The sequence below is a fragment of the Bartonella sp. AP40SXNS genome, assembly GCF_042195825.1.
GTDB lineage: Bacteria > Pseudomonadota > Alphaproteobacteria > Rhizobiales > Rhizobiaceae > Bartonella.
Genome location: NZ_JBHIPB010000141.1, coordinates 1 through 511, shown reverse-complemented (window position 1 = coordinate 511; position 511 = coordinate 1). Strand labels below are relative to the sequence as shown.

The 511-nt window shown below is 37.8% G+C and carries 1 protein-coding gene; it reads left to right on the top strand.

The features are described 5' to 3' along the window. Positions 1–91: 91 nt before the first annotated feature. Positions 92–430 (top strand): hypothetical protein, encoded by a 339-nt coding sequence (locus ACFILZ_RS10205; RefSeq protein ID WP_375611108.1) that lies wholly within the window; start codon positions 92–94, stop codon positions 428–430. Positions 431–511 lie beyond the last annotated feature (81 nt).

Here is a 511-nt window from a genome sequence, read left to right as displayed (position 1 = left end):
CATCACCTTATGACAGAAGCTTTCACAAGCCTCTTGATACGTCTCATACCGTTATGAATGATAGTGTTCCTTTTTAATAGAGGGTATTTAAATGTCTGATAAGCCGCCGCTCCATACCTTTAGTGCAATCTGTAAATCTAAGCCAGTTTATAACTATACTATTACAGATCAGGAGATAAAATCATTACAACATAATGCTGGTATTGGAAAATGCTGTGATATATTGGCAGGTTTTCTAGTTGGAATACTGATACTTGTCGCCATGTGGATGATAAATGATGACGATGATTGGAAAAAAATACCAGCTCTTGGTATATCAATAGTGTTACTGTTATTTGTAGTGATTTTGGATGAAGGGACACAGTCAAACTCAAAGGAAATTTGGGAAAACGTTAAACAGGTGTCTGAGGTTATCTGTGAAAAAAAATAAAAAAAGGGGACGCCCTAAAATAGCAGGGCAGGTAAGAGAACCAAACGGACGTATATCACGTGCAAAAGCACCGCGTGAAGC

Excerpts from the sequence above, each read along its gene's own strand:
- ACFILZ_RS10205 (WP_375611108.1), top strand. The coding sequence starts at position 92 with ATGTCTGATAAGCCGCCGCTCCATACCTTTAGTGCAATCTGTAAATCT.